Origin of the sequence: Pseudomonas sp. NY11955 (assembly GCF_048068035.1) — a bacterium.
Classification (GTDB): Bacteria; Pseudomonadota; Gammaproteobacteria; order Pseudomonadales; family Pseudomonadaceae; genus Aquipseudomonas.
On the sequence record NZ_JBLUPS010000008.1, the window covers coordinates 104,703 to 119,008 of the forward strand.

Below are 14,306 nucleotides of genomic sequence, written 5' to 3' on the forward strand. Positions count from 1 at the left end.
TCGAGAGGCGTCGGGACACGCAACAACAGTGCTGCAAAGCCTTCATCTTAGAAAGGAAAGTGAATTTTGCCCAATTACTGACACCCCTTGAGGAAGCTGAGTTGGCTGGCGTTCATGGGTCGCGTCGGCGGTCAGGAAACCTGCCGTCGTGGCGTTGAGGGGGAATGAATGCGCCTGTGGGCGTTACGTGCGCAAACCTCCACGTCATGTACTACGGTGAAGCCAGCGATTTCAGGGGCGTACAGGGCAGACCGTGGAGCTGATCGATGGGATGGCGCGCACAGGTGGTTCACGGCAAATGGACGGTTGTCAGGTGGATTGTCCTGCTGCTGTGGTTATGCGGGGCCGGTACTGGCATAGCGGCTGCAGGTGAGGGGCAGCTGCCGGCCCAGGCCAAGGACCGCGAGGGTTACGCCGATGCCGGCAGTTGTCAGGTCTGCCATGCCGAGCAGGCTGGGCAGTGGCAGCATTCCGATCATGCCTGGGCACTGCGCGACCCCAGTGCCGCCAACGTATTGGGCGATTTCAATGACGTGCACTACGACCAGGATGGGGTCAAGGCGCGCTTCTTCCGCAAAGGTGACGCGTACTTCGTCAACCTTGAAGGCGAGGATGGCAAGCCCGCCGACTTCCAGGTGCTGCATACCTTTGGCTACGCTCCGTTGCAGCAGTACCTGGTGGCGCTATCGCGCGGGCGGCTGCAAGCACTGACCATCGCCTGGGACAGCCGGCCGCTGGAGCAGGGCGGGCAACGCTGGTTTTCGCTGTACCCGGGGCAACGCTTCATGCCGGGCGACCCGCTGCACTGGACCGGTCGTTACCAGAACTGGAACGGCATGTGTGCCGATTGCCATTCGACACGGCTGGTTAAGCATTACGACGATGCCAAGGACAGTTTTGCCAGTACCTGGCAGGAGAAGACCGTCGGTTGCCAGGCTTGCCATGGTCCTGGCCAGGCCCATGTCGACTGGGCCCGCAAACACCCCGGCGCTTCGCCAGCCCAAGGCCTTGCCGTAGATCACAAGGCGCTGGGCAGCAAAGGCCTGGTGGAGCAATGCGCCTATTGCCACAGCCGCCGGCAGGGCCTTGGGACCGGCCAGATGCCCGGCCACCCGCAACTGGACCAAAGCTTGCCGGCCACTCTGCGCACCGGCTTGTACCATGACGACGGGCAGATCGATGGCGAGGTCTACGAGTACGGCTCCTTCACCCAGAGCAAGATGTTCGCCGCAGGTGTGGGCTGCACCGATTGCCACAACCCCCACACCACCAAGGTACGCATCGAAGGCAACGGCCTGTGCCTGCAATGCCACAACACCCAGCCCAACATCGCCCGCTTCGCGGGGCTGCAGGCCAAGGATTACGACAGCCCGGAACACCATCATCATGTCGCCGGTTCACCCGGGGCGCAGTGCGTCAACTGCCATATGCCGAGCAAGGACTACATGGTGATCGACCCCCGTCGAGACCACAGCTTGCGCATTCCACGGCCTGACCTGGCCGCCCAGGGCATCGGCCCGGATGCCTGCACTCGCTGTCATCAGGACCGCGAGCCGGCGTGGGCCGCCAGCGCCATCGACAGTTGGTTCACCACGCCCAAGCGTGCCGCCCATTACGGGCAAACGTTCCATGCCGTGCGTGAAGACCTAGGGACCCGCCTCAGCCGGCTGGGTTACCTTCTCGCCGACAAGCACAACCCAGCCATCGTTCGTGCGACGGCTGCCGACCAATTGGCTGACCTTGGGCCGGCAGCGACCAGCAACCTGCGCTGGGCCTTGCAGGACAATGACCCGCTGGTACGGGCCTATGCAGTGGGCGGTTTTACCGGTTTGCCTGCTGAACAGCGCATTGCGCCGTTGCTGCCATTGCTGCAGGACCCAACCCTGGCGGTACGCGACGAAGCTGTGCGAGCCCTGGCCGACGTGCCCGCCGCTCAGCTTCCCGAGGCCAGCCGTGCGCCATTGGGCGCCTTGCTCGACGACTATGAACAGCGCCTGCGCGGTAACGCCGACCTGCCGGGTGGGCGGCTCAACCTGGCGGTGCTGCTGCAGCGCCAGGGGCGCGACGAGCAGGCCATGGAGCAATACCGTCAGGCGCTGCGCATGGACCCGTATTTCACTCCGGCCAGGGTCAACCTGGTGACCTTGGCCAGTAGCCGGCAACGCCTGGATGATGCTGAACAACTGCTACGCGAGGGTGTGGCGTTGGACAAGGCACCGGCAGCGGATCGAGGCAACCTGGCCTATATGCTTGCCTTGCTGCTGGTCGAGCGCAGCAAGCCGGACGAAGCGATCGGTTGGATGGAGCAGGCGGCGGTGGCCTTGCCGGGCAATACACGCATCCGCTACAACCAAGGCCTACTGCTGTCGCGCATGAACCGCCGCGATGAAGCGCTGCAAGCCTTGCGCAGCGGCCTGCAGCAGGCGCCCGAGGACGCTGACCTGCTGTATACGCTGATCTACCTGCATGCCTTGGCCGGTGAGCGCGAACAGGCCTACCCGTACGTGCAGCGAATGCGCGAGGCGGCGCCGGACGACCCGCGGTTGCAGGCGATCGAGCCGTACTGGCGCAACAACCCGTGAAGGCTGCCATGTTCTCTTCACGACACGTCGTTGCAGCCTTGCCGTGCACGGCTAGATTTACCACACCGCCCATCCCACCGAAGGACCGTTGCCGTGAATACCCACGAACACGTCCAGGCACTGGAAGCATCGGTCGCGGAAAAGGTCCTCGGCCAGGCTGACACCATTCGCCATGTCCTGTTAGGCCTGCTGGCCAACGGCCATGTTCTGCTCGAAAGCCTTCCCGGCCTGGCCAAGACCCGTACGGTCAAGGCACTGGCCACGCACCTGGACGCGCAGATGCGGCGCATCCAGTTCACCCCCGACCTGTTGCCTTCGGACATCACCGGGGGCGAGATCCTGCAGCAGACCGCTGAAGGCAATACGATCAGCTTTCAGCCCGGCCCCTTGTTCGGCAATGTCATCCTGGCCGACGAAATAAACCGTGCCCCGGCCAAGGTCCAGGCGGCCTTGCTCGAGGCCATGGAAGAGCGCCAGATCACCGTGGCCGGGCAGAGCTACCCGATGCCAGGGCTGTTCATGGTCCTGGCGACGCAGAACCCGATCGAGCAGGAGGGTACCTACCCATTGCCCGAAGCGCAGATGGACCGCTTTCTCATGAAGCTGCAACTGGATTACCCGCGCCCCGACGACGAAACCCAGGTGCTGCGTTTGGTGCGTGCGGAGGACCAGGCCAGCCAAGAGGCGGCACAACCTGCGCGGCTGGCCCAGCAGGTGATCTTCGATGCGCGCCGCGAAGTGGCGCGGGTACACGTGTCGCAGGCCATCGACCGTTACCTCATCGACCTGATCAACGCCACGCGACATCCCGAAGGGCATGACCCTGAACTGGCGCGCTGGATCAGGATCGGCGCCAGCCCGCGTGGTGGCATCAGCCTGGACCGTGTGTCGCGTGCTCACGCCTGGCTCAATGGGCAGGATTTCGTCTCGCCCGACAACGTACGAGCCGTGGTTCACCCGGTATTGCGCCATCGTCTGCAGCTGTCCTATGACGCGGTCAGCGACGGCGTGGCGGCCGACCAGGTTATCGACCGGCTGTTGGACAAGGTGGCCATTCCCGCCTGACGGATCTGCCAATGGACGCGAACAAGGTGGTGGCGGACGGCTTCGTGTATGCCTCGCTCGCCGAACTGATGGCTTTGCAAGCCCGTGCCAGGGGGTTGAGTTTCGTGGCGCGGCAGCCGCTTTCGAGCATCCTTTCCGGCAGCCATGCCTCGCGCTTGCGCGGCCGCGGCTTGAGTTTCGAAGAGTTGCGCCATTACCTGCCCGGGGATGACCTGCGCCACCTCGACTGGCGTGCCTCGTTGCGCTACGGCAAGCCGTTCGTGCGCACCTTCAGCGAAGAGCGTGACCGGCCCACCCTGGTAGCGGTGGACCAGCGCATGAGCATGTACTTCGGCTCGCAACGTTACTTCAAGTCGGTCAGTGCCGCGCAGTTGGCCGCCATCTGTGCGTGGATGGCCTTTCATGCCGGTGACCGTGTCGGCGGCATGGTGTTCGACGGCCAGCAGGTGGAGTATGTCCGGCCCCTGCGTAGCCGGGCGCGGGTCGAGGCATTGTGCAGTGCAGTGGTCAAGGCCAACCATCGATTGTCGGCGTATGCCGCTGACCAGGAAAACGACGCACAACTGGACAAGGTGCTGCGCAGTTGCGCGGCCAGCGCGAGCCACGACCACCTGATCTGCATCATCAGCGATTTTGCCGGCACTACGGCCGAAACCTTGCCGTTGTTGCGCCGGCTGAGCCTGCACAATGATGTGATCGCCATCCAGGTCTACGACCCGATTGCCCTGCAGGTGCCGGACAAGGGGCGGTTGAATGTGACTCAAGGCGCCGAGCAGGTCGAGCTTGCGGTGGGTCAGCGCCGTATCAACCGGCCGTTGGCCGAGTTTCTCGCCGGGCGCCTGCAGGGTGTGGCCGAACTGCTGCGCCGTAGCCAGGTGCCGTTGATGCGGGTGAGCACCGCCGATGACAGCCTGCAGCAATTGCGCCGCGAGCTGGGCCGCCTGGCCCAGGTGCCGCGATGAACGCTGCCGCCCCCGCCATCGACCAGCTGCGCGAGCTGGCGCCGGGTGTGCCGCCGTTCAGCTACCTGCCGCAGACCTGGGCCTGGTTGGTGCTCGGCGTCCTGGTGCTGTTGCTGGGCTGCCTTTTTGGGGCGCTGCGCTGGCGCCGTTGGCGGCGCGACCGGTACCGCCGCGAAGCGCTGGCCCGGCTTGATGCATTGGCGGCGAGCCAGGGCGAACAACGGCTTGCGGCGCTGCGCGAGCTGCCCGAATTGCTCAAGCGCGTGGCGCTGTCGATGCCGGACGCGCCACCCGTGGCGAGCATGGCCGGTGCGCAATGGCAGGGTTTCCTCGACCAGCGCGCCCGGCATCCGCTGCCCTCGGGCTTTGCCGACACCCTGCAGGTGCTGGCCTACGCGCCGGAGGCGACCTTGCGCAGGCTGGATACGCAGCAGGTCAACGCGTTGTTCGGTGCCAGCCGTGGCTGGATCGAGGGGCACCATGTGGCGCTTTGACTACCCCTGGGTGTTTCTGCTGCTGCCGCTGGCGTGGCTGGCCTATCGTGCGCTGAGCCCGTACCAGGAAGGCCGCAGCGCGTTGCGGGTGCCGTTCTTCGCGGCCATGAGCCGTGCTGTCGGCAAGCAGCCCGGGAAAGCCAGCGGCGGGCGCGGGCAAGTGCTGCTCAACCTGCTGGTGTGGTGCCTGCTGGTGGCTGCTTGCGCAAGGCCTGTGCTGGTGGAGAAGCCGATCCAGCGCGAGCAGCCGATCCGTGACCTGATGCTGGCCATCGATATTTCCCAGTCCATGGAAGCGACGGACTATACCGACGCCAGTGGCGCCAAAAGCGACCGCCTGAGCGCGGTGAAGTCCGTGGTACGCGACTTCATCGCCAGGCGCAAGGACGACCGCATCGGCCTGATCGTGTTCGGTACCGGTGCCTATCCACAGGCGCCGTTGACCCTTGACCATGCCAGCCTGTTGCTGCTGCTCGATGAAGTGGGCATCGGCATGGCCGGCCCCAATACGGCGCTGGGCGATGCCATTGGCCTGACCATAAAAGCATTGCAGCACACCCAGGCGCAGGAGAAAGTGCTGATCCTGCTGACCGATGGCAACGACACCAGCAGTGCCATCACCCCTGACCATGCGGCCCGCTTGGCCCGAACCAACGGTATCGTGGTACATACCATCGGTATCGGCGACTCGCAGGCGACCGGTGATGCCAAGGTGGACCTGGCCACCCTGCAGGCGATCGCCCGCACCACCGGCGGGCAGTTCTTCCGTGCGGATGACCGCCAGGCGCTGCAGCAGGTGTATGCCACCCTCGACCGCCTGACCCCGCACAAGGTACGCACCTTCAGCCACCAGCCCAAGCGTGACCTGTTCGTCTGGCCGTTGGCCATGGCTGCGGGCCTGCTGCTGGCGGGGCAACTGCTGGCCCTGGTGCGGGCACGGTTGGCGGAGGCTCGGGCATGACCCTCGACCTTGCGGCCTTTCACTTCCTTCGTCCCTGGTGGTTGCTGCTGATCGTGCCGGGTATCGCGCTGCCCTTGCTGTGGCTGCGGCGACACGACCTGCGGCATCAGTTGAGCGGCATCATCGCCCCGCATCTGATCGGGCACCTGATGATTACCCCAGCGCATGCGCGGCGGCTGCGCCCAGTCCACCTGCTGGGTGCTGCACTGGTGTTGTGTGCCATCGCCGCTGCCGGGCCGACCTGGCAGCAGGACATCCCAGATTTTCTCGACGACCGCGCACCGCTGATCGTTGCCGTGGACCTGTCGCCCTCGATGGATGCCGACGATGTGCCGCCCAGCCGGCTGGCAGCGGCCCGACATACCCTGCACGACCTGGTCATGCGCCGTGGTGGCGCGCGTACTGGCCTGATCGCCTATGCCGGCACTGCGCATCTGGTGCTGCCGTCCACTGAGGACCCAGGCTTGCTGGATACCTTTATCCAGGCCTTGTCGACCGACTTGATGAACGCGCCCGGCAAGGACGCGTTGGGCGCGATCGACGAGGCCTTGAAGCTGCTGGAGGCGGAAAAGTCCCCAGGAACCCTGCTGCTGTTGACCGATGGCGCCGATGCCAGCCAGTTCGACGCCATCGCCAAGCGGCTGGCCGGCACGCAGCTGCAGGTGCTGGTACTGGCGGTCGGTAGCCAGCCCACCGGCCCGCTGCGCAATGCCCAGGGCATGCCGCGCCTGGATGCCCTGGGCCGGCCGGTGCAAGGGGATTTCGACGTCCAGGGCCTCAAGGGCCTGGCCAAGGCCGCCAGTGCGCCGTTGGGCAGCCTGTCGCTGAGCGACGACGACCTGGACTGGGTCGAGTTGCACGCCCAGCGGCACTTCAAGGCCGCCAGGGCCGAAGCCGACCAGGTGCACTGGAAAGATGCCGGTTACTGGCTGTGCTGGCCGTTGTTGCTGGTGGTGCTGTTCAGCGTGCGACGTGGCTGGCGGGTGAACTGGCTGCCGGGCCTGTTGTTGGCGGGGCTGCTGGGGGCAGGCGCCGAGCCGGCCCGGGCCGGGGGCTTGGCCGATGCGTTCTTCACGGCCGACCAGCAAGGGCGCTGGGCATTCGAGCATGGCCGTTACCCGCAGGCAGCCGCGCATTTTCGCGACCCTTACTGGAAGGGCGTTGCCGCCTACGAGGCGGCCGACTACCCGGCCGCGCTGGCGAACCTGGGCAAGCTCGACACGGCACCGGCCTGGTTCTATCAGGGCAACAGCTACGTGCGGCTCTTCAAGTTCCCACAGGCAATAGCGGCCTATCGTCAGGCGCTGCGCCTGCAGCCTGGCTTTGCCGAGGCCAAGGTCAACCTGGCGCTGGCCGAGGCGTTGCTCAAGGATTATGAAAGCCAGCAGCAAGCCGGCACGCCTGACGAAAAGGCCGACAAGGTGGTGGAGGACCAGACACCCGCCGCCGGCGGCCAGCAACAACAGCAGAAAACGGCGCAGGCGGCCTCGGACCAGCTGTGGCTGAACAACCTCACCACATCCCCTGCGCAGTTTCTCAAGCGCAAGTTCTCGATCCAGGATGCCGCGCAGCAAGCGGCCAAGGAGGCGCCATGATTCGCCTGGTCCTGCTGGTGCTGGCTGGCCTGGCAACCCTTGCCAGCGCCGCCGAGCCCGAAGTCCGGGTGCAGGCGCGCTTGGTGCCGGATACACCCGTCATGGTCGGGGCCACGGTAACACTCGAAGTGGATTTGCTGGTCGACACCTGGTTCACCGCGCCCCCGGAGTTGCCAGTGTTGCAGTTGGCCGGTGCCGTGGTCAGCCCGCCCGGTGGCGAAGCTGAGCACCTCAATCAGCGGCTCGATGGTAAAGCCTTCTTCGGCCTGCGCTACCGCTACCAGATCACGCCGAGCGCGGCGCAGTCATTCACGGTTCCAGCACTGACATTCCGTGTTCATCCTGGCCAGGCCAGCGCTGCGCAGACCGTGCAAAGCCAGCCTTTGTCGTTTGCCGTCAAAGGGCAGGCCGGTGGCGACGGCGAACAGCACTTGGTGGCGCAGGCGCTCGACGTCAGCCAGGCCATCGAGCGCTCACACACGCCGCTGCGCGCCGGGGACAGCATCACCCGCCGTTTGCACATCGTGGCCCGTGGGGGGCAGGCGATGCTGATCCCGCCGCCGACCTTCGTCGAGGTCGATGGCCTCAAGCGCTACGTGCAGACCCCCAGCGTGTCACCGGTCAGCGACGGGCGCGGCGGCACCCTGGGCGGCCAGCGCGAGGACAGCGTGACCTATGTGGCGACGACCGCAGGGCACTATCGGCTGCCTGCCATCGAAGTGACGTGGGTGGACGCTAACAGTGGCGAACCGCGCACGGCCTCGGTGCCAGCGCTGGACATTGAGGTGGGCAAGGGCAGTTACCAGGCACCGTTCTCCTTGAGCGAAGATTTGCGCGCACTTGGCCAAGGCGCGCAAATCAGCATCGCCAGCCATTGGCTAGTGCTGGCGCTGCTGGCGTTGCTGTTGGGCGGGCTGGGCTGGGCTGGCCGCGCTTGGGGGCAGGGCGCGTGGTTGCACTTCAAGCGCTGGCGGGCTGGCCGCCAGCAGGCCTGGCTGAATTCACCTGGCTATGCCTGGCGCCAGGCGCGCCAACAGTGTGCCAGCGAGCCGGCACGGCTGGACGCCATGTACCTGTGGCTGCGCCGGGCTACTGGCCAGTGCACGCTGTCGTCAAGTGAACATCCTCGCGGCGGGCAAAGCGAGGGGGCTTTGCTAGCCTTTCTGCAGGATTTCTATGCTGCCGGGCGCCTTCGGCCACCCCCCGCCGATGCCAGGCTGCGCCTGTTGCACAGCCTGCGGCAACAGGTAGAGGCGGCCCCTGCCAAGCCAGGCGGCAAGCACGCGCTCAAGCAACTCAACCCCTGACGCAAGCTGTCAGGTCGGCAACTTCAGCAGGGATGATTGGCCATGGGCAAGATCCAGGTGAGCACTGCTTCCATTCGCGCGCTGTTGTGTGTGCTGCTGCTGGTGCCGGCCCTGCAGGCGCTGGCGGCCGAGCCGTTGGCCTCGTGGCGTGACGGGCCGTCGCGCCAGGCTATCGTGGCTTTTGTCGGCGCGGTCACCCAGCAAGGTGGCCCCGACTATGTCGCCCCGGCCGAGCGCATCGCGGTGTTCGACAACGATGGCACGCTGTGGAGCGAGCAACCCTTGTATTTCGAAGTGCTGTTCGCCATGGACGAGGTCAAGCGCCTGGCGCCGCAGCACCCGCAATGGCGTAATCAGCAGCCGTTCAAGGCGGTACTGGAAAACGACCATCAGGCGCTGGCGGCGCAAGGCATGGACGGCATGCTCAAGATCGTCGCGGCGACCCATTCGGGCATGAGCAGTGAGGATTTCATCGCCCGCAGCCGCAGCTGGCTGGCCAGCGCCCGTCACCCGCGCACCGGCAAACCGTATACCGAAATGGTGTTCCAGCCGATGCTCGAACTGCTGGGCTACCTGCGTGACAACGGCTTCAAGACCTACATCGTGTCGGGTGGCGAGGTCGCCTTCATGCGCGCCTTTGCCGACGAGGTGTATGGCATCCCGCCAGAGCAGGTGATCGGCACGACCCTGGGGGCCTCGTTTCAGGACCAGCAGGGCAAGCTGAGCATCCAGCGTTTGCCCAAGGTGGTGCACAACGACGACGGCCCGGGCAAGCCGGTGAGCATCGATTCGATCATTGGCCGCCGGCCGCTGCTGGCGTTCGGCAATTCCGACGGCGACCTGCAGATGCTGCAGTGGACTCAAGCGGGCAAGGGCCGACGCTTTGCCGGGCTGGTCCACCACACCGATGCCCACCGCGAATGGGCCTATGACCGCAAGAGTTCGGTCGGGCGCCTGGACAAAGCCCTGGACCAAGCCACGGCCAAGGGCTGGACCGTGGTCGACATGGCCAGTGAGTGGCGCCGTGTCTACCCCTTTGAAACAGCGCAATGATTCATCAACCAGCCGCAGCAGCACGGTAGTCGCCGTGCCAGCAGTCGTGGACGACAGCAGTGACGTGAAACGGAGAGCGTAGCTATGAAGTCCAGTAGAGCATGGTTGTCGGCGGCCGCCCTCGCGGCAACGGCAACGTTCGGGGCGGGGCTGGCCAGTGCGGCGGACAAGCCGAATATCCTGGTCATCTTCGGTGACGACATCGGCCAGACCAATATCAGTGCCTATGGCAAGGGCGTGGTCGGTTACCAGACACCGAACATCGACCGCATTGCCAAGGAAGGCATGATGTTCACCGACTATTACGCGGAAAACAGCTGCACCGCCGGCCGGTCGACGTTCATCACCGGTCAGTCGGCGTTGCGCACCGGCCTGTCCAAGGTCGGTATGCCTGGCGTACCGGTGGGCCTGCAAGCACGCGACGTTACCATCGCTCAAGCGCTCAAGGCCCATGGCTATGCCACTGGCCAGTTCGGCAAGAACCACCTGGGGGACAAGGATGAGTACTTGCCGACCAACCATGGTTTCGACGAGTTCTTTGGCAACCTGTATCACTTGAACGCCGAGGAGGAGCCGGAGCGCCCTTACTGGCCCAAGGATGATGCCGAATTCGTCAAGGCCGCTTCACCGCGCGGTGTGATCAAGTCCAGCGCGGACGGCAAGATCGAAGACACCGGTGCGTTGAACAAGAAACGCATGGAAACCATCGACGACGAAACCACGCAGGCGGCGATCAACTTCATCGACAAACAGGTCAAGGCCGACAAGCCTTTCTTCGTGTGGATGAACACCACCCGCATGCACGCCTTCACCCACGTACGCGAGTCGATGCAGGGCCAGAGCGGCATGGTAGGCAACGAGTATGCCGACGGCATGCTTGAACACGATGGCGACGTGGGCAAGCTTTTGAAAACCCTCGACGACCTCAAGGTGACCGACAACACGATCGTGGTCTACACCACTGACAACGGCCCTAACCAGTGGTCCTGGCCGGATGCGGCGACTACACCATTCCGCAACGAAAAGAACTCCAACTGGGAAGGGGCCTTCCGCGTACCGGCTATCATTCGCTGGCCGAACCATGTCAAGGCGGACACCGTTTCCACCCAGATGATGTCGGGGCTGGACTGGTTCCCGACGCTGCTTGCGGCCATCGGCGACACGGATATCAAGGAACGCCTGCTCAAGGGGGCCGACGTCGGTGGCAAGAACTTCAAGGTGCACCTGGACGGCTACAACCAACTCGATTACCTCACCGGCAAGACCGACAAGAGTGCACGCAACGAGTTCTTCTACTTCAGTGATGACGGCGACCTGGTAGCGATGCGCTACGACAACTGGAAAATCGTCTTCTGCGAGCAGCGTGCGCCGGGTGGCCTGAAGGTGTGGAGCGAACCGTTCACCTGCCTGCGGGTGCCGAAACTGTTCAATCTGCGGATGGACCCTTACGAGCGGGCAGACGTGGTGTCTGACCAGTACTACGACTGGCTGACCAAAAACGACTACCTGATTTTCAACGGCGTGAAGAAATCGGCGCAGTTCCTGCAAACCTTTGTCGACTATCCGCCTAGCCAACGCCCGGCCAGCTTCAGCATCGACCAGATCCGTGCTGACGTGGACAAGAAAATCGAAGAAAAGATGAACAAGCAGTGAGGTCTACACTGTAGTGCCATGACCGCAGGGGCGGGCGTGCTCGCTCCTGCATCTTTACCCGCATGCACAAGGCGCTCATACATGGCATCACCTGCAGCATCTTCCGCTGTTTCCCGTGAGCCTCGCACCCAGTCCCGTCCACTGCTCGCATTGCCTGCCACGCTGTTGTTCCTCTCCGGCGCCGCCGGCCTCGTCTACCAAGTGCTGTGGATCAAGCAACTTTCTTTGGTCGTGGGCGTGGAAGTGCATGCCGTCGCGACCGGTATCAGTGCCTTTTTTGCCGGGCTTGCCTTGGGTGGCCTGCTGTTCGGGCGTTGGGCCGACCGCCTGCAACGCCCGGTACGGCTATACGTTTATCTTGAACTTGCCGTGGCGCTGCTGGGGCTTGGCGCCACCCTTGGCCTGGCCCATGCCGCCGGGCTGTTCGCCCGCGTCGAGGCCAGTGCCGGCCTGCTGGCCTGGGCATTGCCCTTCGTGCTGGTCGGCGTACCCGCGTTGCTCATGGGCGGCACCTTGCCCGTGCTGGTGCGGGCACTGGCGCCTGTCAGCGGGCAGTTGGCAGAGGCGGGCGGGCGCTTGTATGCGGCGAACACCGCTGGCGCGATCGCAGGCACGCTAGCGGCGGCCTTCGTGCTGTTGCCGCGCCTTGGCGTCACCGGCAGCGCCTGCGCGGCGGCCAGCCTGAACCTGCTGGCGGCATTGGGTGCCTGGCTGTCGTACCGGCGAGAAGTGGCCCTACCGCCGGTGGCCAGTGCTTCATCGGCACCGCGTTCGCCGCAGGCACGCCTGGCCATCGCCCTGTACTGCATCGCCGGGGGGGTGGCGCTGGGCTACGAGGTGGTGTGGAGCCAGTCGATCGTGCCCTTCATGAGCACCCGGGCCTATGCCTTTGCCGTGGTGCTGGCCACCTACCTGGCCGGGCTGCTGGTCGGCAGCGCGTTGTATGCCAGGCGTGCCGATCGTATACGCGATCCTTGGGGGGTGTTCGGGCTGTTGATTGCCATTGCCGGGCTGCTTGCACTGTTGCAGCTCGCCGGGCTGGGGCGCTGGCTGGTGCTGGCCCAGACGCAGGCCGAACTGTTTGCCCTGCAACTGACCGGCAGCGAATTGGCCGGCATGTGCGCACGATTCGCGGTGGCGGCCGCGTGCATGGTGCTGCTCCCGACCACCTTGCTGGGGGCCGCGTTTCCGCTGGCCTTGCGCCTGGTGGTGGACAGCGGTCATGTGGGGCGCGATGTGGGCGCGGTGGTGGCGCTCAACACCCTGGGCGGCATCGTCGGCGTGCTGCTTACGGGGTTCGTGCTGGTGCCGCAATTGGGCCTGGTGCGTGCCTTGGGGGCGCTTGCCGCATTGGCTGTGCTGGTAGGCCTGGTGGCGGTGTGGCGTGGCCAGGGTGTCGGTCGTCCGGCTGCGCTGGCCGTGTGCCTGGTGGCCTGTGCAACCGTGCTGGTGGTGCTGTTGACGCCGCCGCAGCGCCTGGCCGAGCTGCTGCCAGGCGCACGCAACGGGCAACTCACCTATTACCATGAGGGCAAGGGCGGCACGGTGGCAGTGGTGACCCAAGGGCGCCAGGGGCAAACCTTCAGCCGTCTTTACATCCAGGGTGTATCCAATACTGGCGACGCCATGCCGTCGCTGCGCTACATGCGCTTGCAAGCCTTGCTGCCGCTGCTGATCCACAACGGCGAGCCGCGCTCGGCATTGGTGATCGGCTTTGGCACCGGCATCACCGCTGGTGCCATGCTGCGCTTCCCAGGGCTGGAGCGCCCGGTGGTGGCCGAGTTGCTGCCCGAGGTCTTGCAGGCGGCGCCGCGCTTCAAAGGCAATTATGCGGCGGTGGCGGACCCGCGCCTGGATATTCGCCTGCGCGATGGCCGCCGAGAGCTGCTGCGCAGTGAGGAACGCTACGACCTGATCACCCTGGAGCCACCGCCACCCTCGGCGGCCGGCGTGGTCAACCTGTACTCCCGTAACTTCTATCAGCTGGCCGCCGCCCGCCTGCAACCCGCTGGCCTGGTCGCGCAGTGGCTGCCCCTGCCGACCCAGAACGACGAAGACAGCCGCTCGCTGGTGCGCAGCTTCATCGATGTCTTCCCCCATGCCACGCTGTGGACCACCGAGTTCCACGAAATGCTGCTGATCGGCTCATTGCAGCCATTGCAGCTGGATGTACCGCGTATCCGCCAGCGCCTGGCGCAAGCGAGCGTGGCCCAGACGCTGGCCGAGGTAGGTGTCGCTTCGCCAGAGGCCTTGCTGGCCACCTGGATTACCGACCGTGCCGGGCTTGAACGCTACGCCGGCGATGCATTGCCGGTGACCGACGACCAGCCGCGCATCGAATACGCGCCGTGGGTGCGCCCACGGGAAATCACCCGTGTGCTGCCAGCCTTGCTGGCCCTGCGCAGTGCCCCTGCGCTGCAGGGGGCCACGCCTGCAATCGCCAGTGCGGTGAATGACCAGTGGCGTAGCCTGGCGCTTTTCTACAGCCTCAGCCTGCACGCCTACAACGGCAACCGCCAGGCTTGGGCGCGGGAGGCCCGCGAGCTGGCCCGCAGCGACGGCGGCAACCCGTACTATCGCTGGTTCCTGGGCCCCGGCACCGACCAGTGAAGCCTGTGCTATCACTACAGGACT

10 protein-coding genes are annotated in these 14,306 nt (G+C 65.2%); all 10 read left to right on the forward strand.

The genetic code is table 11. The annotated features are described in order from the left end of the window. The first annotated feature begins 266 nt into the window (after positions 1-266). Positions 267-2,582, forward strand: a complete 2,316-nt coding sequence (locus ACNFBR_RS16510) for a tetratricopeptide repeat protein (RefSeq protein ID WP_416735904.1) — start codon at positions 267-269, stop codon at positions 2,580-2,582. 93 nt (positions 2,583-2,675) lie between these two features. Then, a complete protein-coding gene (locus tag ACNFBR_RS16515; protein WP_416735905.1) occupies positions 2,676-3,647 on the forward strand; it encodes an AAA family ATPase in 972 nt (323 codons plus the stop codon). A gap of 11 nt (positions 3,648-3,658) precedes the next feature. Continuing rightward, complete coding sequence (locus ACNFBR_RS16520) at positions 3,659-4,609, forward strand: DUF58 domain-containing protein (RefSeq protein ID WP_416735906.1); 951 nt, start codon at positions 3,659-3,661, stop codon at positions 4,607-4,609. Beyond that, complete coding sequence (locus ACNFBR_RS16525; protein ID WP_416735907.1) at positions 4,606-5,103, forward strand: DUF4381 domain-containing protein; 498 nt, start codon at positions 4,606-4,608, stop codon at positions 5,101-5,103. The genes ACNFBR_RS16520 and ACNFBR_RS16525 overlap by 4 nt, the downstream gene beginning before the upstream one ends. Then, a complete protein-coding gene (locus tag ACNFBR_RS16530; RefSeq protein WP_416735908.1) occupies positions 5,090-6,064 on the forward strand; it encodes a vWA domain-containing protein in 975 nt (324 codons plus the stop codon). The genes ACNFBR_RS16525 and ACNFBR_RS16530 overlap by 14 nt, the downstream gene beginning before the upstream one ends. After that, positions 6,061-7,659 (forward strand): VWA domain-containing protein, encoded by a 1,599-nt coding sequence (locus ACNFBR_RS16535; protein ID WP_416735909.1) that lies wholly within the window; start codon positions 6,061-6,063, stop codon positions 7,657-7,659. Before ACNFBR_RS16530 ends, ACNFBR_RS16535 begins: the two co-directional genes overlap by 4 nt. Then, a complete protein-coding gene (locus ACNFBR_RS16540; protein WP_416735910.1) occupies positions 7,656-8,966 on the forward strand; it encodes a hypothetical protein in 1,311 nt (436 codons plus the stop codon). The genes ACNFBR_RS16535 and ACNFBR_RS16540 overlap by 4 nt, the downstream gene beginning before the upstream one ends. A gap of 42 nt (positions 8,967-9,008) precedes the next feature. Continuing rightward, positions 9,009-10,019: an HAD family hydrolase gene (locus ACNFBR_RS16545; protein ID WP_416735911.1), complete on the forward strand. Its 1,011-nt coding sequence runs from the start codon at positions 9,009-9,011 to the stop codon at positions 10,017-10,019. A gap of 84 nt (positions 10,020-10,103) precedes the next feature. Further along, complete coding sequence (locus tag ACNFBR_RS16550) at positions 10,104-11,672, forward strand: arylsulfatase (RefSeq protein WP_416735912.1); 1,569 nt, start codon at positions 10,104-10,106, stop codon at positions 11,670-11,672. An 81-nt stretch (positions 11,673-11,753) separates the two neighbouring features. Continuing rightward, positions 11,754-14,282, forward strand: coding sequence for a fused MFS/spermidine synthase (locus ACNFBR_RS16555; protein ID WP_416735913.1), 2,529 nt, complete (start codon positions 11,754-11,756; stop codon positions 14,280-14,282). Positions 14,283-14,306 lie beyond the last annotated feature (24 nt).